Origin of the sequence: Streptomyces sp. NPDC127097 (assembly GCF_042724075.1) — a bacterium.
Taxonomy (GTDB): domain Bacteria; phylum Actinomycetota; class Actinomycetes; order Streptomycetales; family Streptomycetaceae; genus Streptomyces.
This window is the reverse complement of the sequence record NZ_JBHXFI010000030.1, coordinates 1-20,358: the sequence shown is the minus strand read 5'-3', so window position 1 is coordinate 20,358 and position 20,358 is coordinate 1. Positions and strand designations below refer to the sequence as shown.

Here is a 20,358-nt window from a genome sequence, read left to right as displayed (position 1 = left end):
GCGCCGGACCAGCCGGCCGGACCACGAGGTCCGGTTGCGGTCCGGAAGAAGCCCCGGGGACCAGCACAAGCATGACGGCGGCCCGAGTTGGGCCGTAAGCGGAAACCCCCTGGGGGACAGCCCCCCAGACACCCGCAAGTAACTTCGGGCCCAACAAGGAGAGCAGGGAACCCAGATGGCGGAGCTCACGATCCGGCCGGAGGAGATCCGGGACGCGCTGGAGAACTTCGTCCAGGCGTACAAGCCGGACGCGGCCTCGCGCGAGGAGGTCGGCACGGTAAGCGAGGCCGGAGACGGCATCGCGAAGGTCGAGGGCCTTCCCTCGGCAATGGCGAACGAGCTGCTGAAGTTCGAGGACGGCACGCTCGGTCTTGCGCTGAACCTGGAAGAGCGCGAGATCGGTGCGGTGGTCCTCGGTGAGTTCAGCGGCATCGAGGAGGGCCAGCCGGTGCAGCGCACCGGTGAGGTGCTCTCGGTCGCCGTGGGCGAGGGCTACCTCGGCCGCGTCGTCGACCCGCTGGGCAACCCGATCGACGGCCTCGGCGAGATCGAGTCCGAGGGCCGCCGCGCCCTGGAGCTTCAGGCCCCGGGCGTCATGGTCCGTAAGTCGGTCCACGAGCCCATGGAGACCGGCTACAAGGCCGTCGACTCCATGGTGCCGATCGGCCGTGGCCAGCGTCAGCTGATCATTGGTGACCGCCAGACCGGCAAGACCGCCCTGGCCGTCGACACGATCATCAACCAGCGCGACAACTGGCGCTCGGGCGACCCGAAGAAGCAGGTCCGCTGCATCTACGTCGCCATCGGCCAGAAGGGCTCCACCATCGCGTCCGTGCGCGGTGCGCTGGAGGAGGCCGGCGCCCTGGAGTACACCACCATCGTCGCCGCCCCGGCGTCCGACCCGGCGGGCTTCAAGTACCTCGCGCCCTACACCGGCTCGGCCATCGGCCAGCACTGGATGTACCAGGGCAAGCACGTCCTGATCATCTTCGACGACCTCTCGAAGCAGGCCGACGCCTACCGCGCCGTGTCCCTGCTGCTGCGCCGTCCGCCGGGCCGTGAGGCTTACCCGGGCGACGTCTTCTACCTGCACTCGCGTCTGCTGGAGCGCTGCGCCAAGCTCTCCGACGAGATGGGCGCCGGCTCGATGACCGGCCTCCCGATCGTCGAGACCAAGGCGAACGACGTGTCGGCGTTCATTCCGACCAACGTCATCTCCATCACCGACGGCCAGTGCTTCCTGGAGTCGGACCTCTTCAACGCCAACCAGCGTCCGGCGCTGAACGTGGGTATCTCCGTCTCCCGAGTCGGTGGCTCCGCCCAGCACAAGGCCATGCGCCAGGTGTCCGGCCGGCTCCGCGTGGACCTGGCCCAGTACCGCGAGCTGGAGGCGTTCGCCGCCTTCGGTTCCGACCTGGACGCGGCCTCCAAGCAGCAGCTGGAGCGCGGTAAGCGGATGACCGAGCTGCTCAAGCAGTCTCAGTACAACCCGTACCCGACCGAGGACCAGGTCGTCTCCATCTGGGCCGGCACCAACGGCAAGATGGACGACGTGCCGGTGGCGGACATCCGCCGCTTCGAGCGGGAGCTCCTCGACCACCTGCACCGGGAGAAGAAGGACCTGCTGACCAGCATCCGCGAGGGCGCCAAGATGTCCGACGACACCATCGGCGCGATCGCCGAGGCCGTCGACGGCTTCAAGCGGCAGTTCGAGACCTCGGACGGCAAGCTGCTCGGCGAGGACGCCCCGGCCGGCACCAGCAAGTGACGACGGAAGGGACCTGATCCATGGGAGCCAAGCTCCGGGTCTACAAGCGTCGCATCCGCTCCGTCACCGCGACCAAGAAGATCACCAAGGCGATGGAGATGATCGCCGCCTCGCGCGTCGTCAAGGCGCAGCGCCAGGTGGCGGCGTCGACGCCGTACGCGAGTGAACTGACCCGCGCGGTGACAGCGGTTGCCACGGGCTCGAACACCCAGCACCCGCTGACGACGGAGGCGGAGCAGCCCTCGCGGGCCGCCCTGCTGCTCATCACGAGCGACCGCGGTCTGGCCGGCGGCTACTCCTCCAACGTCCTCAAGGCCGGCGAGCAGCTCACCGAGCGGCTCAAGGCCGAGGGCAAGGAGGTCGACGCCTACATCGTCGGGCGCAAGGGTGTGTCGTACTACAGCTTCCGCGAGCGCAAGGTCGTGGAGTCGTGGACCGGTTTCACCGACAGCCCGACGTACGCGGACGCCAAGGCGATCGCCGCGCCGCTGATCGAGGCCGTTCAGCGGGACACGGCCGAGGGCGGCGTGGACGAACTCCACATCGTCTTCACCGAGTTCATCTCGATGATGACGCAGACGGCGCTCGACGACCGGCTGCTGCCGCTGAGCCTCGACAAGGCGGTGGAGTCGGACGAGACGGCGAAGGCCGGCGAGATCCTTCCGCTGTTCGAGTTCGAGCCGTCGGCCGAGGACGTCCTCGACGCCCTGCTTCCGCGCTATGTCGAGTCGCGGATCTACAACGCCCTCCTGCAGGCCGCCGCCTCCAAGCACGCCGCCACGCGTCGTGCGATGAAGTCGGCGACCGACAACGCAGAAGAGCTCATCAAGTCGCTCTCGCGGCTTGCCAACGCGGCCCGACAGGCCGAAATCACCCAGGAAATCAGCGAGATCGTCGGTGGCGCCAGTGCTCTGGCCGACGCGACCGCGGGGAGTGACTGACCACTATGACCACCACTGTTGAAACGGCCACGGCTACGGGCCGCGTCGCGCGGGTCATCGGCCCGGTCGTCGACGTGGAGTTCCCCGTCGACGCGATGCCGGACATCTACAACGCGCTGACCGTCGAGGTCGCCGACCCGGCCGAGGAGGGCAAGCTCAAGACGCTGACCCTCGAGGTCGCCCAGCACCTGGGCGAGGGCCTGGTCCGTGCCATCTCCATGCAGCCCACCGACGGTCTGGTCCGCCAGGCCGCGGTGACCAACACCGGCACCGGGATCACCGTCCCCGTCGGTGACATCACCAAGGGCAAGGTGTTCAACACCCTCGGTGAGATCCTCAACAAGCCGGAGGCGGCCTCCGAGGTCACCGAGCGCTGGGCCATCCACCGCAAGGCTCCGTCCTTCGACCAGCTCGAGTCCAAGACCGAGATGTTCGAGACCGGCGTCAAGGTCATCGACCTGCTCACCCCGTACGTCAAGGGTGGAAAGATCGGTCTGTTCGGTGGTGCCGGTGTCGGCAAGACCGTGCTGATCCAGGAAATGATCTACCGCGTGGCCAACAACCACGACGGTGTGTCGGTGTTCGCCGGTGTCGGCGAGCGCACCCGTGAGGGCAACGACCTCATCGAGGAAATGACGGACTCCGGCGTCATCGACAAGACCGCGCTGGTCTTCGGTCAGATGGACGAGCCCCCGGGCACCCGTCTCCGCGTCGCCCTGGCCGGTCTGACCATGGCGGAGTACTTCCGCGATGTGCAGAAGCAGGACGTGCTGTTCTTCATCGACAACATCTTCCGGTACACCCAGGCGGGTTCCGAGGTGTCGACCCTGCTCGGCCGGATGCCCTCCGCGGTGGGTTACCAGCCGAACCTGGCCGACGAGATGGGTCTCCTCCAGGAGCGCATCACCTCGACCCGTGGTCACTCGATCACCTCGATGCAGGCGATCTACGTCCCCGCGGACGACCTGACCGACCCGGCGCCGGCCACCACCTTCGCCCACCTGGACGCGACGACCGTTCTGTCGCGTCCGATCTCGGAGAAGGGCATCTACCCGGCGGTCGACCCGCTGGACTCGACGTCCCGGATCCTGGACCCCCGCTACATCACGCAGGAGCACTACGACTGCGCCTCGCGGGTCAAGACGATCCTCCAGAAGTACAAGGATCTCCAGGACATCATCGCGATTCTGGGTATCGACGAGCTCGGCGAGGAGGACAAGCTCACCGTCCACCGTGCCCGTCGTATCGAGCGGTTCCTGTCGCAGAACACCCACGTGGCGAAGCAGTTCACCGGTGTCGACGGCTCGGACGTCTCGCTCGACGAGTCGATCACCGCGTTCAACGCGATCGCGGACGGCGACTACGACCACTTCCCCGAGCAGGCGTTCTTCATGTGCGGTGGCATCGAGGACCTGAAGGCCAATGCCAAGGAGCTGGGCGTCTCCTGACCCCGGCACCGGTCCCGGGGGCGGCCCTGGCCGCCCCCGGCCCGTACGACCACTAGTATTTGACCCAACATCTGCCGAGCCAGGCAGGTGGAGACCCGAGGAGCCATCGTGGCTGAGCTGCACGTCGAGTTGGTCGCCGCGGACCGTCAGGTCTGGTCCGGCGAGGCCAGCCTGGTCGTCGCGCGCACCTCGTCGGGCGACATCGGCGTCATGCCCGGACACCAGCCGCTGCTCGGCGTGCTGCAGTCGGGCCCGGTGACGATTCGTACGACCGGCGAGAGCGGGGACGGCACCGTCGTCGCCGCGGTGCACGGCGGCTTCATCTCCTTCGCCGACAACAAGCTGTCTCTGCTCGCGGAGATCGCGGAACTGTCGGACGAGATCGATGTCCAGCGCGCGGAGCGGGCCCTGGAGCGAGCGAAGTCGGACGCTGACGCGGCCGCCGAGCGTCGCGCCGATGTCCGGCTGCGTGCGGTGACGGGCGTTCACTGAGCCCCGCCACCGAAGAGATCGATCCTCAGCCGCGGGCTGCCCGGAAACCTCCGGAGCGGCCCGCGGCTGAGGCAATGCAGGTGCGTTTCCCTCCCTCGCGCCCTCACGGCGCGGGGGGACACCCTTCGAGGCGAGGAGGTCGGTCGAGATGTTCCTCGCTCTGCTTGTGAGCGGCATCGTCGTGGTGCTGGTGCTGCTGGGGCTGTTCGTCTTCGGACTGCGGCGCCGGCTCATCCAGCGCTCCGGTGGCACCTTCGATTGCAGCCTGCGCTGGAACGTCCCGGAGAACGAGGCCGGCGGCAAGGGCTGGATCTACGGTGTGGCGCGTTACAACGGAGACCGGATCGAGTGGTTCCGGGTGTTCTCGTACGCGCCCCGGCCCCGCCACCTCCTGGAGCGCTCCGCCATCGAGGTCCTGGAGCGCCGTACGCCCCAGGGTGAGGAGGAGCTGGCGCTGCTCTCCGACTCCCTCGTGCTGGCCTGCCGGCACCGTGGCACCCGCCTGGAACTGGCGATGAGCGAGGACGCGCTCACCGGCTTCCTCGCCTGGCTGGAGGCGGCCCCGCCCGGCCAGAGGGTCAACGTGGCCTGATCCGACTGAACGTGGCTTGATCCGACGGGCCACGGGAATACCCGCGCCCCGTCGCGTTGTGGCCCCGAAGGGGGGCGTGTGCCCCCTACGGGAAGTGTTCGACCGCCCCTTACGGCCCGTGCGCCCGTCGGGGGTCTGTGCGCCCCTTGGGGTCCGCCCCCCGCTGGGGTCCGTGCGCCCGTTGGGGCCCGCCCGCCCGCTGGGTCCGCCCGCCCCCTAGGGCCCGTCCACTCCCAACTCCTGGGCCAGTACGGCCGCTTGGACCCGGCTGCGCAGATCCAGCTTCGCCAGCAGCCGGCTGACATGCGTCTTCACGGTGGCCTCCGCCATCGCCAGCCGTAGCGCGATATCGGCGTTCGACAGCCCCCGGCCCAGACAGCCCAGCACCTCCAGCTCGCGCGGGGTCAGTGCGTCCAGGACCGCCGGGTCCGGCGCCGTGCCCTCGCGCGGCGGCCGCCCCGCCGTCCGGGGGCTCGCGAACTCCGCGATCAGCCGTCGGGTCACCGCGGGTGCGATCAGCCCCTCGCCGGACGCCACGGTGCGCACCGCGGTCAGCAGCGCGGCCGCGTCGCTGTCCTTGAGCAGAAACCCCGCGGCCCCCGCCCGCAGCGCCCCGAAGACATATTCGTCCAGGTCGAAGGTGGTCAGCACGAGCACGTCCGCCAGCCGCTCGGAGACCACCTGCCGGGTGGCGGAGACCCCGTCGAGGCGGGGCATCTGGATGTCCATGAGGACGAGGTCGGGGCGCAGCTCGCGGGCGAGCCGTACCGCCTCGACGCCGTCCTCCGCCTCGCCGATGACATCGATGTCGGGGGCGGAACGCAGGATGAGGACCAGTCCGGCTCGTACGGAGGACTGGTCCTCGGCGACGAGAACCCGGATCGGCGGTGTGTCGGCGGTGCCTGTCATCGTCGTGCTTCCTCCCCCAGGTCGGGCCACGCCGCCCCCATGAGCCCGGTCGGACGGCGTCTTTCGGCCAGACCTTGCACGCTTTCTCCCGGGTCGCCGAGGGGGCGGTCACCCACCATCCAACACGGCGCCGGGGCCCGCTGCCGCCACGTCCGGGTCATCCCCGTACGGAGCGCGCTACATCGAAAGTTGCAGCCCCGGATCATCGCCGGCGACGAGGTGGCGGCCGGGGGCCGTTGGGAGGCTGGAGACGTTCGGTGGAGGTTCGGAAAGGAGACCGCCGTGATCGTCGTGCTGATCGTGGCCTGCGAGGTCGGCTTCTGGGTACTGCTGGCGCTCGGTCTGGCGCTGCGCTACCTGGCGCGGATGCCGCGTACCGGAGCGGCGGTGCTGCTGATGGAGCCGCTGCTGGAGCTGGTCCTGCTGATCGTCACGGCGATCGACCTGAAGAACGGGGCGACGGCGGACGGGAAACACGGGCTGGCCGCGGTCTACATCGGCTTCACGGTCGCCTACGGCCACTACACGATCAAGTGGGTCGACGGACACTTCGCGCACCGCTTCGCGGGCGGTCCGCCGCCGGTGAAGCCGCCGCGCTACGGACTCGCCCGCGCCCGGCACGAGGGGAAGCTGTGGGTGCGCACGGTGGTGATGGCCGTGGTCGCCGCGGCGCTGCTCCAGCTCGCGGCCTGGTACGTCGGCGACGGCGGTGACACCCGGTCGCTGCACGAGTGGCAGCTCACCGCCCTGCGGATCGTCGCCGTCCACGGTGTGATCGCGCTGACCTACCTCATCTGGCGGAAGAAGGACCCGGGCCCGGCCGCCGCCACCCACGAGGAAGCGGCACGGCCCCCGCAGAAGACCCTCCGCTAGGCGGCTTCCCCGGCGGACCGGGGCCTTCGGCGGTCCGGACCGGGGCCGTCGGCGGACCGAGGGCTCCGGCGGATCGGGCACGAGCCCGGTCAGCGCTCCCCGCCCGGTACCCACAGCACGTCCCCGACCTCCTTGTTGGCCGTACGGGCCAGGATGAACAGGAGGTCGGAGAGGCGGTTGAGGTAGGTGGCGGTGAGCGGGTTCATCGTCTCGCCGTGCTCCTCGAAGGCCGCCCAGGTGGCGCGCTCGGCGCGGCGGACGACCGTGCACGCCTGGTGCAGCAGCGCGGCGCCGGCCGTGCCGCCCGGGAGGATGAAGCTGCGCAGCTTCTCCAGCTCCGCCAGGAAGCGGTCGCAGTCGGCCTCCAGCTTGTCGATATAGCTCTGCTCGACGCGCAGCGGCGGGAATTCGGGGCTCTCCACCACCGGCGTCGAGAGGTCCGCGCCGACGTCGAACAGGTCGTTCTGCACCCGCAGCAGCACCGCGGCGACGTCCTCGGGGAGCGAGCCGAGCGCCAGGGCCACGCCGATCGCCGCATTGGCCTCATTGGCGTCCGCGTACGCCGCGATCCGCGAATCGGTCTTGGCGGTACGGCTCATGTCGCCGAGGGCGGTGGTGCCCTTGTCGCCGGTGCGGGTGTAGATGCGCGTCAGATTCACCATATGGGCGAGCCTACGCCGCGGACCTGCGGAAGGCCCGGGTGCCATAGGTCACGGACAGCGCGGCGAACGCGACCGCCACCAGTACGCCGTAGAGCACGGCCGAGGAGGCGTAGTCGCCGACGAAGGCGGCGCGCACCGCGTCCACGAGATAGCGGAACGGCATGAAGTGCGAGAGCACATCGAGCCACGTGGGCCCCAGGGCCATCGGCAGCATCAGCCCGGACAGCAGCATCGAGGGCATGGTGAGGGAGTTGATGACCGGCCCGAACTCCTGCGGGGTATTCACCTTCAGCGCCAGCGTGTACGACAGCGAGGCCAGCGCCACGGTCAGCACGGCGACGAAGGCGAAGCCGATGAGGATGCCGGGCAGCGGCGCGCGCAGCCCCATGGCCAGCGCGGCCAGCACCAGCAGCACCGCCTGGAAGACGAACAGCAGGGCGTCCCGCAGCACCCGCCCCAGCAGCAGCGCCAGCCGGCTCACCGGGGTCACCCGCATCCGCTCCACGACCCCGTACTGCTTCTCGACGATGATGCCGAAACCGCAGAACGAGGCGCCGAACAGGGCGAGTTGGAGCAGCAGGCCGGGCACCAGCACCTGCCAGGAGCTGCCCGACGAGGACAGTGGCAGCTCGGTGAGCAGCGGCCCGAAGAAGAGCAGATACAGCAGCGGCATCAGCACCCCGAAGAGCATCTGGAGCCTGGAGCGCAGGGTCTGGCGGGCGTACCGCCCGAAGACCAGCGCGGTGTCGGAAAGCAGGGCGGACAAGGCGAGCTCCTAGAGGGCGACGGGGGTCTGGTCCCGGGGTGCGGGCGCGGTGCCGGTGATGGCGAGGAAGGTGTCCTGGAGGGAGGCGTCGGGGGAGCCGGCATGGGTGCGTTTGAGGGCCTCCGGGGTGCCCTCCGCGACCACCACGCCCTTGTCGACGATCACCAGTCGGTCGGCCAGTGCATCGGCCTCGTCGAGATAGTGCGTGGTCAGGAAGACGGTGGTGCCGTGCTCGGCGCGGATCCGGCGGACCAGATCCCACAGATCGGCGCGGCTGCCCGGATCGAGTCCGGTGGTGGGCTCGTCGAGGAACAGCACCTGGGGGCGGTGGGTGAGGCCCATCGCGATGTCCAGCCGGCGCCGCTGACCGCCGGAGAGCGTCGCGGTCTTGCGGTCGAGCAGCCCGTCCAGCCCCAGGTCGGCGGCCAACTCCTCGGTACGGGCCAGGGCTTCGGCCTTGCCGAGACGGTAGAGGCGGGCCTGGGTGACCAGCTCCTCCCGTACCGAGATGTTGGGGTCGACGCCGCCGGACTGGGCGACGTAGCCGGCGGCGCGGCGGACGCCCGCCGGGTCGCGGACGAGGTCGCAGCCGGCGACGGTCGCGGTGCCGCCGGTCGGCGCGAGCAGGGTGGTGAGCATCCGCAGGGTGGTGGTCTTGCCGGCGCCGTTGGGGCCGAGGAAGCCGAGGATCTCGCCGCGCTCGGCGGTGAGATCGATACCGCGTACGGCCTCGACGGCGCCGCGTTTGGTGGTGAAGGTCCGGGCGAGTCCGGACGCGCTGAGGACTGGCATGCCCTTAGAAAAACAGAGGGACTGAAAAATTGCAACGTCCCCAAAAATGCAGTCCGCCCAGTGAGGGGTAGGGTGAGGGCATGGCAGAGGGGCTCAGGGAGCGGAAGAAGCGGCAGACCCGCCAGTACATCTCGGACGTGGCCACCGGCCTCTTCCTGGCGCGCGGCTTCGACGCGGTGACCATCGCGGAGATCGCCGAGGCCGCCGAGGTCTCCGTCAACACGGTCTACAACTACTTCCCGGCCAAGGAGGACCTCTTCCTCGACCGGAGCAAGGGCATCGTGGACCGGCTCTGCCGCTTCGTACGGGGCCGGGCGGCGGGGGAGTCCGCGGCCGCCGCCGTACTGCGCGAACTGCGCGAAGAGGTCGAGGCGGTCTCGCCGCGGGTCGGACTGATCGAGGGGTACGACCAGTTCATGCGGGTGGTGCACGAGGCGCCCACCCTCAAGGCGCGGCTCTGGTACCTCCAGCAGGAGGTCCACACCAACCTGGAGGAAACCCTCCGGGAGGAGACCGGGGCCCCGGCCGGCGATCCGCTGCCGGGCCTGATGGCGGGCCAGATCGGCTGGGTGCACCAGAGTCTGATGGGGTGGATCGCGCAGGAGATGCTGGCCGGCCGCAAGCCCGCCGAGGTCTCCCGGGAGGCCCTGGTCCTGCTCGACGAGATGGAGGATCTCTTGGGCGAAAAGGTCCTCAACTATGCCGTACGGACGGTCGGCTGACGGCGGACTGTCCGGTTCGTGCCCCGCGGAAGCGACCCGGGGGTGTGATGTCCGTCATCTGAGACGTGACGCGCATCTCTTACCCTCCAAAGGATCGCTCACGACCGCTAACGTCACCCAGGACCGTCAAATGCACAGGGTGTGAGGGGACAGCAGTGGCAAAGAAGCTCGCCGTCATCGGCGCCGGACTCATGGGGTCCGGTATCGCGCAGGTCTCCGCCCAGGCGGGCTGGGACGTGGTTCTTCGCGATGTGACGGACGAGGCGCTGGCCCGGGGCAAGGGTGGCATCGAAGCCTCGTACGAGAAGTTCGTCGCCAAGGGCAAGCTGGCGGCGTCCGACGCCGAGCAGGCGCTGGCCCGCATCACCACCTCGACCGACCTGGAGGCCGCCGCCGACGCGGACATCGTCGTCGAGGCCGTCTTCGAGCGGATCGAGATCAAGCGGGAGATCTTCCAGACGCTGGACAAGCTGGTCAAGGACGAGGCGGTGCTGGCCTCCAACACCTCCGCCATCCCGATCACCAAGATCGCCGCGGCCACCACCCGCCCCGAGCGGGTCGTCGGCACGCACTTCTTCTCGCCGGTGCCGCTGATGCAGCTGTGCGAGCTGGTCCGCGGTTACAAGACCAGCGACGAAACCCTCGCCACCGCCCGGCAGTTCGCCGAGTCGGTCGGCAAGACCTGTGTCGTCGTCAACCGCGATGTGGCCGGCTTCGTCACCACCCGCCTGATCTCGGCGCTGGTCGTCGAGGCCGCCAAGCTCTACGAATCCGGCGTGGCCAGCGCCGAGGACATCGACACCGCCTGCAAGTTGGGCTTCGGCCATGCGATGGGACCGCTGGCCACCGCCGACCTGACGGGCATCGACATCCTGCTGCACGCCACCGACAACATCTACACCGAGTCCCAGGACGAGAAGTTCGCCCCGCCGGAGATCATGCGTCGGATGGTCGATGCGGGCGATATCGGACGCAAGAGTGGGCAGGGCTTCTACGAGCACTGATGCCGCATCAGGCCCATCGGCCTGATGGCGTCACCCCGTGGGGTGAATTCGGTATCGGTTCGCTTACAGGCGGCAACTTCGCCGCACGAGAGGCAGTCAGATCTGTAGACGTCCAGGCTTCATCACCCATGACATCGGGGAGCGCATATGCACATCAGGGGCGACCACGCCGAGCTGGTCGTCGGGGGCCGCCTTGACGTCCGCAGCGCGGCGGACGCCCGTACGGCCCTGCACGCCGCCGTCGACTCCGGTCGGGGCGATCTCGTGCTGGACCTGACCGAGCTGGATTCCTGGGACGCCACCGGCCTCGGCGTGATCATGGGCGCGCACCGTCGCGCCGGCCGGGTCAACCGCAGGCTGGTGCTGCGCGGCGTGCCGCCCCAGATGCAGCGCCTGCTGATCGCCACCAGGCTGCACCGCATCCTCGCGATCGAGGGCGGCATCGAAGCGGAATCGGTTCCCCGGGTGTGAGGCAAGGGCGGTGCGCCGCCCGACGGCTTCACGGGCACCCGGGGAGCGATCGGACTCGCAGGGCAAAGAGTCCGAAGAATGCAGAACTGTGCGACGGAAATGTCGTAAACAGCGCCATACCGCGCAATCGCGGAAGTTCCGGTCAGGACCCGCCCCCGGCGGTGCACCGGGCCGCCGTCCAGGTCTAAGGTTCGGTTCCCGCCCGTATGTCATCATCCGCGGCGGGTACCGGACCGGCCGCGACGCCTGAGGACGAGCTGCCGGCGCCGGGGGAGTGCGGACAGCCGGAAGCGCGGTCGGCACGCCGCTCCGCCTCCTGGACCGAGGACGCTGGGCGGAGGCGGAGGCGGAGCGGAACGAAGCATCTGGGAGCTTGCAGCATGGACCCGAACACTCACCGGGGACCTGAGGAGTACGGCGAGCAGGGCAGCCCTGCCGTGCCGCCGGCCCCCGCGTTCGGCGGCGCGCAGAACGGCTCCACCGGGCTCGCCCGCGTCGTCCGGCTCGTCTCGGGCCGCTACCTCGTCACCGTCAACCCCGTCGACGGCAGCGAGATAGAGCCCTGCCCGCCCGGGGAGCGCCCCGAGGCCCCCGGCAGACTCGACGCGGAGGAACGCGCCGCGGCCGCCCTCGCCGCCGCGCCCCCGCTGCCGCCGGGCCCGCCCGGAACCGCCGGGCCCGAGACCGCACTGGAAGAGCGCACCGAGGACATCGAACGCCTGGTCCGGCTGCTCTCCCGCGGCCGTTCCGTCCGCGTCACCGGCCCCTCGGGCTCCGGCCGCACCCGGCTGCTGGACGCCGTCGCCACCGCCTGCGGCGACCTCGCCCCCGATGGCGTCATCCGGCTCTCCGGCTACCACCGCACCTCCACCGACCTGCTGTACGCGCTGTTCGCCGCCGTCTACCGGGCCCCGCAGCACCGCCCCGACCGGCCCGAGATGCTGCGCATGGTCGCCGAGATCGGCGCGATCGTCGTCCTGGACGACCTGGAATTCGGCGGCGCCGCGCTCGACGAGCTGCTCGACGCCACCCCCGAGTGCGCCTTCCTGATCGCCGCCACGCCCGACGTCGCCGCCCCCAGCGCCGGCTCGCACCTCGAAGAGGTCTTCCTCGGCGGCATCGGCCGCGGCGGCTGCGGCCGGCTGCTGGAGCGCGCCGTGGACCGGCCGCTCACCGACGACGAGGAAGCCTGGGCCGCCGACCTCTGGTTCGAGTCCGAGGGCCTGCCCCTGCGGTTCGTCCAGGCCGCCGCCCTGCTGCGGCAGCACGACCGGACGCAGGCCGGGCCGGGCGCCCTCGACGACGGCTACGGCCTCTTCCCCGAGGGCGGCACCGACGAGCCGGCCGCCGAGCCCGAGGAGAGCCCGGAGACGGCGCTGCCGTCGCTCGGCGAGGCCGCCGCACCCGCCCCGCTGCTCGCCTCGCGGCTGACCGAAGCCGCCCGGGAGACCCTGCGCCTCGCCGTCGCGCTCGGCGGCGAGCTGCCGCACCAGGCGCATCTGCCGGCCCTCACCCAGGACACCCACGCCGACGCCGCCCTCGGCGAGCTGCTGGCCTGCGGTCTGATCACCCCGGCCGGCGGCCACTACCGGCTCGCCGCCACCGTCCAGGACCAGCTGACGGCGGCCGGCTACGCGGACGGCGCCGCCGCCCGGGCGCACACCGTCGCCCAGCACTACGCCTGGTGGGCCGGCCACCCCTCGGTGAGCCCCGAGCGGGCCGCCGCCGAGTCCGATGTGGCGCTGGCCGCGATGGGCGTCCTGACCGGCAGCCGGGAGAGCGGACACGCCAGCGCGGCCGTGCTGCTGGCCCGTACGGCCGCCCCGGCCTTCGCCGCGGCACTGCACTGGAGCGCCTGGGAGCGCACCCTGCGGCACGGCCAGGAGGCCGCCCGGCTCGCCGGTGAGGTCGCCGAGGAGGCGTACTTCCACCACGAGCTGGGTGTGCTGGCCCTGTGCACCGGCAGCCTCGACCGGGCGCGCGCCGAGCTGGAGGCGTCCATCGGGCTGCGCGGGGTGCTCTCCGACCGCAATGGCGCGGTGGCCGGCCGGCGCGCCCTGGCGCTGGTCACCGACCGTACGCGGGCCGACTCCGCGGCGGCGGCCACCACGGCCCTGCCGACGGCCGCGGCCTCCGCGGCGCGGAAGGGCACCTCGAAGGCCCCCGCCACGCCGTTCGACACCGCCTCGACCGCGAAGCTGCACAAGCCGCGTGCCGAGCGGGCCGCGGCCACGCTCGCGGCCCGGGGCGCCGCGACGACCGGGACCACCACCGGCGTCCCGGCGGCCGGGACCGGCAGCGCCGACGGCACCGCCAAGGGCGTCCGGCGGATCTTCGGCGGGGCGCGGCGCAACGTGGTCGCCGCGGGCGCCGGTGCCCTGCTGGCGGCCGTCCTCGGCACCGTCGTCACCATCGGGGCGACGGGCGGCGACGACCCGCACCACGACAAGGTCAACACGGAACAGACCACGGACGACGGGGAGAGCAGCGACCTGCCGGCCGAGCAGACCGCCACGGACACCGGCCGGCCGCCCACCGGCCCGGGCACGTCCCGGCCCGGCACGGCCGGCCAGTCGGGCAGCCCGTCCCTCTCCTCCGGCAGCCCCTCCGCCAGCGGCTCGCCCAGCGACCCCGCCACCGGGTCGTCGGACCCGACGGCCGACCCGACGCGGCCGACCGAGCGGCCCACCACGCCCACCGGCCGGCCGACCCGCCCCACGCACCCGCCGACGGACGAGCCGAGCGGCCCGACACCGTCGGACGAGCCGACCGACCCCTCGCCGTCGGATACGACGCCCACCGAGCCGACCGGGAAGCCGACCTCCGGGAGCCCCTCGCAGTCCGCCTCCGGCCCCTCCGCGAGCGGCACCTCCGGCACCGCCCCCTCCGGCGGCACCCCGTCGGACGGCACGGCCACCTCCTCCGGCACGGCGAGCGCCCCGACCGCCTGACGGCCCGCAGGAATCCACCCGGCACACAACAGCGCAACGGCCCGGTCAACCGCCGGGCCGTTGCGCTGTGCCGCCCTCCTGGAGGACGGGCGGGGTCAGAACAGGCGGAGCTTGTCGTCCTCGATGCCGCGCAGGGCGTCGTAGTCCAGCACCACGCAGCCGATACCGCGGTCGGTGGCCAACACCCGCGCCTGCGGCTTGATCTCCTGAGCTGCGAAGATGCCCTTCACCGGCGCCAAGTGCGGGTCGCGGTTGAGGAGTTCGAGGTAGCGGGTCAGCTGCTCGACACCGTCGATCTCGCCACGTCGCTTGATCTCGACGGCGACGGTCTGGTTATCGGCGTCCCGGCACAAGATATCCACCGGACCGATGGCAGTGGGGTATTCACGCCGAATCAGGGAGTATCCCTCACCAAGGGTTTCGATCCGGTCCGCGAGGAGCTCCTGGAGGTGGGCCTCCACACCGTCCTTGATGAGGCCCGGGTCGACGCCGAGCTCGTGCGAGGAGTCGTGCATGACCTCCTCAAGGGTGATGATGAGCTTCTCGCCGCCCTTGTTCTCCACCGTCCACACCTCACCGTCGCCCTCCTTGAGAGTGCAGGGCGGCGACATCCAGTTGAGGGGTTTGTAGGCCCGGTCGTCCGCGTGAATGGAGACGGAGCCGTCCGCCTTCACCAGGATGAGGCGAGGGGCGGAAGGAAGATGGGCGGTGAGCCGGCCCGCGTAGTCCACGGAGCAGCGGGCGATGACGAGACGCATGGGGCGTCACGCTACTCGACCAGGGGCCACCTACGCGATTCGCCCTGGATCACGGTGTCTTTACGGGGGAAATCCCCGCACCCCCGGCGTCCGCCGATGGCCGGTTGTATGTGCAATCTCCTGGTGCGGGCCTCTTGCGCGGCATACCGTTGAAGCGGGGGGTTGTGAGGCGAACACGCTCCGTCGCAAAGCCCCTTGTCCCGTCCCTAGGCCCCGTCCGTCCCGGCGGGGCCGCGAGAGGAGAACCTCATGTCGCTCGACGTCTCACCGGCCCTCCTCGAACAGGCCGAGCGAGGCGAGGTCGACGAAGCCGCATTTGTCGACTGCGTCCGGACCTCCCTGCCCTTCGCATGGGGGATGATCAGCTCTCTGGTGGCCCAGCTGAAGGTGGACGGCGGAGAGTTCGCCGACAATCAGACGCCGCCGCCGGACGAGCAGGCGCGCGGCCAACTGCTGCGCGCGCTGGCGAGTGACGCCATCCGTGGTTCGCTGGAGCGGCACTTCGGTGTGCGGCTCGCTTTTCAGAACTGCCACCGGGTCGCGGTCTTCCCGCTCGACCCGGCGGTGGACGACCGTCTGACCCGCTTCACGTCCATCCGCGGTCAGCTGCTGAACCAGTCGCCCGAACTCCGCGACTGCTGAACGGAGTTGCTGCCGCTGCGCACACGGTTGTGACACGCACCGTGCCGTGCGCCAGCGGCAGCACCACCCACAGCACGCCGGCCTTCGAGTACGGCGCCACCGCACCACCGCACGACATTGGTCACCCGCACACCGGCCGCGCACCCGGACCGGTCACCCCAGCTGGGGCAGGACCTCCGCGCCCAGCCGGCGCACGTTCTCCTCCGTCGCCGCGAGGTCGCCGGAGCCCTCGACGAGCAGCGCGAACCGCGTGATGCCCGTACGCTCCGAGGTCGCCGCCAGCCGGTCGGCGCACAGCTGCGGCGGGCCGACGGGATGCAGCCCGCACAGCAGCTCCGTATAGGCCAGCGGATCACGCATCGCGCGATAGCGGCCGTCGACCGTCACATGCGCGCCCAGGCCCTGCTGGAGCCAGCCGGGCATCGCCTTCGTGAGGGTCTCCGCCGCCGCCTTGCGGACGTCGGCGATCTGCACCACGCCCGCCGAGACATGCCCGGCCGCGGCGACCTCGTCGCCGTCCCGCCCGGCCTCCAGGGCGGCCGACCGCCACAGCGCGACCATCTCCGCCTTCTCCTCGTCACCGCAGTGCATGCCCAGCAGCATCGGCAGCCCGCGCTCCGCGGCCGTACGGACCGACGAGGCGGAGGTGCAGGCCACCACCACCGGCGGGCCCGGGGGACCCGACCCGTCCGGATCGGTCAGTGCCTCGGCCGGCCGGGGCACCACCGCCACCTCCCGGAACGCATAACGCTCGCCCTGCGCGCCGACCCGGGGCTCCCGCAGCCAGCGCATCAGCAGATCGAGTGACTCCGGGAAGCCGTGGTCGTACGCGGCGAGCCCGGAGCCGAACACCTCCAGATCGACCCACGGCCCGCCTCGGCCGACACCGAGCGTGAACCGGCCGTCGGAGGTGAGATGCAGCAGCGCCGCCTGCTCACCGAGCGCCACCGGATGCTGGGTCGGCAGCACGCTCACCGCCGTCCCGACGCCGATCCGGCGGGTCCGCCCCAGCAGCAGCGCGGCCAGCGTCACCGCATTCGGGCAGACGCCGTACGGTACGAAGTGGTGTTCCGCGAGCCAGACATCGTCGAGTCCGGCCTCCTCCGCGACCTCCGCGGAGCGCACCGCGCGGTGCAGTGCTTCCCCCTGTCCCTGACCGGGGAATTGAGCGGCCAGGATGAAAGCCCCAACGCGCATCGCTCTCTGCCTCCTCGCAGCCGACGCGACTCCCCCATACAGGCAACAACGTGTGACACGTGCCAAGGGCACGGCCTGACGACAAATTTCCCGATGATCGCAGAATCCAGCCGAGGGGGGTTCGCCCGTGACCGCGCCGCGTACGCTGGTGACATCCCGTGACCCCGTGACTCTCCGAGGTGCTCTGTGTCCCCGCGTCGAAACCGCCAGCACGGCGGCGCGAAGCCCGTCGACCGCACGGGCGGTGACCGCTACGGCCTGGAACGTACCGAGGAATGGCGCGGCGAGGACTGGGTCGTCCGGCTGGTCGGGGGCGGCGGCGCGGCCAAGCACTACCGCTGCCCCGGCTGCGACCAGGAGATCCCGCCCGGGGTGCCGCATGTCGTCGCCTGGCCGCAGCACGGCGATGTCGACGACCGCCGGCACTGGCACAAGGCGTGCTGGAACGCACGGGACCGCCGGAGCGCGCGGCTCCAGCGGTCCCGGAATGCGCCCCGCTACTGAGGGCGGGCGGCGTCAGACGTCGCGCTGAAGGAGGGCGGCGTAGGCGCCGCCCAGCGTCACCGCGGTCACCCCGGCGAGGATCCACACGGGAGTCCAGCCGGTCGGACCGGTGCTGAGGAACGGGATGTCGTACAGCGTCGCGAGCGCGCTGGGCACCGAGTACTCGATCAGCGCCTGCTGGACGTCCTTGAGGCTCTCGCCCTGAAGGAACAGCGCCAGCAGCATCGGCAGCAGCACCACGCCCATCATCGTGCTGATGGCGCCCGCCGAGTGCCGCAGCAGCGTGCCGACGGACAGCGCCAGCAGACCGAGCAGCGCGACATAGAGACCGGCGCCGACGGTGGCGCGCAGCCACTGGTCGGCGGTGGGCGCGGGGCCGTTGAGCATCGCGCTGTCGAGCAGCGCGACCAGGCCGGTCGCGACCGTCGTGATCACCAGGGCGAGCGTGAAGAAGACGATCGCCTTCGCGGTCAGCATCCGTACCCGGCTGGGGCAGGCGGTCAGCGTCGTACGGACCATGCCGGTGCCGTACTCGGACGAGATCGACAGCACCCCCAGGGTGATCACGCACAGGCTGCCGAGCAGGACACCGACGAAGCCGAGGCCGAGCACCGGGTCCAGCTCGCGGTCCGAGCCCGCCGCGAGGGCGGCCAGCAGGCCGATGCCGACGCACAGCAGCAGCATCACGCCCAGTGTCCAGATCGTCGAGCGCAGCGACCGGATCTTCGTCCACTCGGAGAGCAGCGCATGACCGAGGTGGGTGGGGCGCACCGGGATGGGCGAGACATAGCCGCCCGCGCCGGCGTAGGCCGGCTGGGGGTGCTGCGGGGCCGGCGGCTGCTGGGCCTGGGGCTGCTGGGGCTGGCCGTGGGCCTGGGCGGGCGCGGGGGCCTGGACCGGCGCCTGGAGCATCATCGTGCCCGCGTCCTTGCCCGGCCCGTGCGCCGCGAGCGGCCGCGGCTCGGGGTACTGCTGCGCCTGGAGCATCATCGTCCCGGCCTCCTTGGCCGGGGCGGGCTGCGCGGGTGCCGGACCCTGGGCGGGCGCCTGCCCGTGCTGCGGCGGCGCCGGAGCCTGGGCCTGCGCGGGTGCCGGGTCCTGAGCGGGTGCCGGGCTCTGGGCCTGGAGCATCATCGTGCCCGCTTCCTTGGCGGGCGCGGGCTGCCCGGGCGCGGGCTGGGCCTGGAGCATCATCGTGCCGGCCTCTTTGGCGGGCGCGGGCTGCTCCGCCGGCTGTTGGGCAGGCGGCTGCTGCTGGCCGGGCGGCGTCTGCGGCGGCCCGCCCTGCGGCTGGTGCGGTGCGGCCGGCGGCGCCGCGGGCGGCATCGGCGGCGCGGCCGGCACCGGCTGCTCGTGTGCGCCGGTGTCGTGGGGTCCGCGCTCAGGCTGCGGCTGGGGCTGCGGCTGCTGAGGGCTGGTCATCGGGCGTCCTCGTGGTGGGGCGTGGGCAGGTCGGCGGGGGCGGCGGGAGCCGCGGGCGGCATCGGCGCGGCGGGCTGTTGCCCGTACGGGTGAGGCGCACCGTATTGCTCGGGACCCCCGTACGGGTGACCTTGAGCGGGCGGCGGACAGCCCGGCCCGGGAGCCGGTGCCTGCTGGGCGTACGGATTCGGCTGCCCCTGACCGGGAACACCGGCCGGAACCTGACCGGGAACCGGCTGACCCGGCGGGAACCCCGGACCGCCCGCGTATCCCTGCGGGGCGTACCCGGCGGGGGCCTCCTGAAGACCGGCCCGCGCGTCCGCCGTCGAGCGGTAGTCCACGACGCCCTGCGTCATCTGCATATACGCCTCTTCCAGGGACGCCTGGTGCGGCGACAGCTCCCACAGCCGGACGTCGGCCTGATGCGCGAGCTCGCTGATGCGGGGGAGCGGCAGCCCGGTCACCCGCAGCGCACCGTCCGGCTCGGGCACGCTCTGCCCGCCCGCCTCACCGATCGCGGCGGTCAGCTTCTCGCGCTGCTCCGGCTCGGTGTCCGGGGTACGGACCCGGGCGAAATCGGCGGAGTTGGCCGAGATGAAGTCCTTCACGGACATATCCGCCAGCAGCTGCCCCCGGCCGATCACGATCAAGTGCTCGGCGGTCAGCGCCATTTCGCTCATCAGATGCGAGGAGACGAAGACCGTACGGCCCTCGCTCGCCAGCTGCTTCATCAGATTGCGCACCCACAGGATGCCTTCGGGGTCGAGCCCGTTGACCGGCTCGTCGAAGAGCAGCACCTGGGGGTCACCGAGCAGCGCCGCGGCGATACCGAGCCGCTGGCCCATACCGAGGGAGAAGCCCTTGGAACGCCGCCCGGCGACCTCCTGGAGACCGACCACACCGAGCACCTCGTCGACCCGGCGGGCCGGGATGCCGGACACCTGGGCGAGCGACAGCAGATGCTGCCGCGCACTGCGCCCGCCGTGCACGGCCTTGGCATCGAGCAGCGCGCCCACCTGGCGCGGCGCGTTGGGGAGGCTGCGGAAGGGACGGCCGGCGATGGTGGCCCGCCCCGAGGTCGGTGCGTCCAGGCCCAGAATCATGCGCATCGTCGTGGACTTGCCGGAGCCGTTGGGCCCCAGGAAGCCGGTCACCGTACCCGGCCGCACCTGGAACGACAGGTTGTACACGGCCGTCTTGGCGCCATAGCGCTTCGTCAGGCCGACTGCCTCGATCATTCTCCGCCCCTCGCGAGATGGTCGGGGCAGAGGCGCTCTCGTACCCCCGTGAGCATTAGGAGGCTATCCGGCCATTGACGGTTCCCGTCAATCGAGGACATACAAGCACCCCCACCCCCCTTCTTTTCCCCACCCACAACGGGAGGGGACGGGCCGGAGGGGCAGGGGTGTGGGACGTAAAGCGAAGCAGTCCCACACCCCTGCCC

Annotated in this window: 20 protein-coding genes; 12 read left to right on the top strand and 8 right to left on the bottom strand. The window is 71.2% G+C overall.

The window, feature by feature from the left end; genetic code table 11:
* Positions 1–175: 175 nt before the first annotated feature.
* The 5 genes from atpA to ACFWJW_RS22440 all read left to right on the top strand — a co-directional run bounded on the left by atpA (position 176) and on the right by ACFWJW_RS22440 (position 5,241).
* A complete protein-coding gene (gene atpA / locus ACFWJW_RS22460; protein WP_387244111.1) occupies positions 176–1,768 on the top strand; it encodes a F0F1 ATP synthase subunit alpha in 1,593 nt (530 codons plus the stop codon).
* A 20-nt stretch (positions 1,769–1,788) separates the two neighbouring features.
* Complete coding sequence (locus ACFWJW_RS22455; RefSeq protein WP_387244108.1) at positions 1,789–2,709, top strand: F0F1 ATP synthase subunit gamma; 921 nt, start codon at positions 1,789–1,791, stop codon at positions 2,707–2,709.
* 5 nt (positions 2,710–2,714) lie between these two features.
* A complete protein-coding gene (atpD, locus tag ACFWJW_RS22450; protein WP_387244105.1) occupies positions 2,715–4,157 on the top strand; it encodes a F0F1 ATP synthase subunit beta in 1,443 nt (480 codons plus the stop codon).
* Between the two features lie 108 nt (positions 4,158–4,265).
* Positions 4,266–4,649: a F0F1 ATP synthase subunit epsilon gene (locus tag ACFWJW_RS22445; protein ID WP_018087383.1), complete on the top strand. Its 384-nt coding sequence runs from the start codon at positions 4,266–4,268 to the stop codon at positions 4,647–4,649.
* A 148-nt stretch (positions 4,650–4,797) separates the two neighbouring features.
* Positions 4,798–5,241, top strand: coding sequence for a DUF2550 domain-containing protein (locus ACFWJW_RS22440; RefSeq protein WP_387244102.1), 444 nt, complete (start codon positions 4,798–4,800; stop codon positions 5,239–5,241).
* Between the two features lie 216 nt (positions 5,242–5,457).
* On the opposite strand, the gene ACFWJW_RS22435 is transcribed toward ACFWJW_RS22440, so the two are convergent.
* Positions 5,458–6,150 carry a response regulator gene (locus tag ACFWJW_RS22435; protein WP_387244099.1) on the bottom strand — a complete coding sequence of 231 codons (693 nt, stop codon included), beginning with the start codon at positions 6,148–6,150 and terminating at the stop codon, positions 5,458–5,460.
* Positions 6,151–6,432: 282 nt separating this feature from the next.
* Here ACFWJW_RS22435 and ACFWJW_RS22430 point away from each other — a divergent pair, with 282 nt between their 5' ends.
* Entirely contained in the window at positions 6,433–7,023 is a 591-nt protein-coding gene (locus tag ACFWJW_RS22430; protein WP_387244096.1) for a hypothetical protein, read from the top strand.
* 89 nt (positions 7,024–7,112) lie between these two features.
* Here ACFWJW_RS22430 and ACFWJW_RS22425 read toward each other — a convergent pair whose 3' ends face one another.
* From ACFWJW_RS22425 to ACFWJW_RS22415, 3 genes are read right to left on the bottom strand one after another with little or no spacing between them, the layout of a single operon-like run.
* A complete protein-coding gene (locus tag ACFWJW_RS22425; RefSeq protein WP_387244093.1) occupies positions 7,113–7,685 on the bottom strand; it encodes a cob(I)yrinic acid a,c-diamide adenosyltransferase in 573 nt (190 codons plus the stop codon).
* Positions 7,686–7,695: 10 nt separating this feature from the next.
* Complete coding sequence (locus ACFWJW_RS22420) at positions 7,696–8,451, bottom strand: ABC transporter permease (protein ID WP_387244090.1); 756 nt, start codon at positions 8,449–8,451, stop codon at positions 7,696–7,698.
* A 9-nt stretch (positions 8,452–8,460) separates the two neighbouring features.
* Entirely contained in the window at positions 8,461–9,243 is a 783-nt protein-coding gene (locus tag ACFWJW_RS22415) for an ABC transporter ATP-binding protein (RefSeq protein ID WP_387244087.1), read from the bottom strand.
* A gap of 80 nt (positions 9,244–9,323) precedes the next feature.
* Between ACFWJW_RS22415 and ACFWJW_RS22410 the strand changes: the two genes are divergently transcribed.
* The 4 genes from ACFWJW_RS22410 (at position 9,324) to ACFWJW_RS22395 (ending at position 14,391) form a co-directional block, all read left to right on the top strand.
* Positions 9,324–9,965 carry a TetR/AcrR family transcriptional regulator gene (locus ACFWJW_RS22410; RefSeq protein WP_387244084.1) on the top strand — a complete coding sequence of 214 codons (642 nt, stop codon included), beginning with the start codon at positions 9,324–9,326 and terminating at the stop codon, positions 9,963–9,965.
* Positions 9,966–10,120: 155 nt separating this feature from the next.
* Positions 10,121–10,969, top strand: a complete 849-nt coding sequence (locus tag ACFWJW_RS22405; RefSeq protein WP_387244081.1) for a 3-hydroxyacyl-CoA dehydrogenase family protein — start codon at positions 10,121–10,123, stop codon at positions 10,967–10,969.
* Positions 10,970–11,116: 147 nt separating this feature from the next.
* Positions 11,117–11,440: an STAS domain-containing protein gene (locus ACFWJW_RS22400; RefSeq protein ID WP_387244077.1), complete on the top strand. Its 324-nt coding sequence runs from the start codon at positions 11,117–11,119 to the stop codon at positions 11,438–11,440.
* A 380-nt stretch (positions 11,441–11,820) separates the two neighbouring features.
* Entirely contained in the window at positions 11,821–14,391 is a 2,571-nt protein-coding gene (locus tag ACFWJW_RS22395; protein ID WP_387244074.1) for an ATP-binding protein, read from the top strand.
* Between the two features lie 95 nt (positions 14,392–14,486).
* Here the strand turns inward: ACFWJW_RS22395 and nucS are convergent, their stop codons facing one another.
* Positions 14,487–15,149 carry an endonuclease NucS gene (gene nucS / locus ACFWJW_RS22390; protein WP_042148800.1) on the bottom strand — a complete coding sequence of 221 codons (663 nt, stop codon included), beginning with the start codon at positions 15,147–15,149 and terminating at the stop codon, positions 14,487–14,489.
* A gap of 249 nt (positions 15,150–15,398) precedes the next feature.
* On the opposite strand from nucS, the gene ACFWJW_RS22385 reads away from it, so the two are divergent.
* A complete protein-coding gene (locus tag ACFWJW_RS22385) occupies positions 15,399–15,791 on the top strand; it encodes an SCO5389 family protein (protein ID WP_085922944.1) in 393 nt (130 codons plus the stop codon).
* 153 nt (positions 15,792–15,944) lie between these two features.
* On the opposite strand, the gene ACFWJW_RS22380 is transcribed toward ACFWJW_RS22385, so the two are convergent.
* Positions 15,945–16,988: an LLM class flavin-dependent oxidoreductase gene (locus tag ACFWJW_RS22380; RefSeq protein ID WP_387244070.1), complete on the bottom strand. Its 1,044-nt coding sequence runs from the start codon at positions 16,986–16,988 to the stop codon at positions 15,945–15,947.
* 186 nt (positions 16,989–17,174) lie between these two features.
* Here ACFWJW_RS22380 and ACFWJW_RS22375 point away from each other — a divergent pair, with 186 nt between their 5' ends.
* Positions 17,175–17,492 carry a hypothetical protein gene (locus ACFWJW_RS22375; protein WP_042148807.1) on the top strand — a complete coding sequence of 106 codons (318 nt, stop codon included), beginning with the start codon at positions 17,175–17,177 and terminating at the stop codon, positions 17,490–17,492.
* A 12-nt stretch (positions 17,493–17,504) separates the two neighbouring features.
* On the opposite strand, the gene ACFWJW_RS22370 is transcribed toward ACFWJW_RS22375, so the two are convergent.
* Positions 17,505–18,404, bottom strand: a complete 900-nt coding sequence (locus tag ACFWJW_RS22370) for an ABC transporter permease (protein ID WP_387244278.1) — start codon at positions 18,402–18,404, stop codon at positions 17,505–17,507.
* Positions 18,405–18,910: 506 nt separating this feature from the next.
* Positions 18,911–20,152, bottom strand: a complete 1,242-nt coding sequence (locus tag ACFWJW_RS22365; RefSeq protein WP_387244067.1) for an ABC transporter ATP-binding protein — start codon at positions 20,150–20,152, stop codon at positions 18,911–18,913.
* Positions 20,153–20,358 lie beyond the last annotated feature (206 nt).